We start from the raw sequence: 288 nt of genomic DNA, 5'->3' as shown, positions 1-288 counted from the left end.
ACGCAGCACACGCCATGTCGCGCCGACGCTCGATGGAGAGGATTACTACCGCCGCTGTCTTGCCATTCTGGCGGACATCGAAGAGGCCGAGGGGCTCCTACGCGATGCCAAGCCGCGCGGTGTGCTCCGCATCGATTCCCATCCAAGGCTCACGCGGACCTTCATCCTGCCAGGCCTTCCGGACTTTCTTGCGCGCTATCCGCTGATCGACATTCATCTTGGACAAAGCGACCGACTTGTCGATCTCGTGCGTGAGGGGGTCGATTGCGCCATCCGGGCCGGCGAACT

At 62.5% G+C, this 288-nt stretch carries 1 protein-coding gene; it reads left to right on the top strand.

All coding sequences use genetic code 11. The features are described 5' to 3' along the window. Positions 1-288, top strand: a 288-nt coding sequence (locus CH341_RS32175; RefSeq protein ID WP_245431349.1) for a LysR substrate-binding domain-containing protein, incomplete at both ends; no start/stop codon positions are given.

The sequence above is a fragment of the Rhodoplanes roseus genome (genome assembly GCF_003258865.1).
GTDB lineage: Bacteria > Pseudomonadota > Alphaproteobacteria > Rhizobiales > Xanthobacteraceae > Rhodoplanes > Rhodoplanes roseus.
Note: the sequence above shows the minus strand (reverse complement) of the source record. Positions and strands in the feature narration are given on the sequence as shown.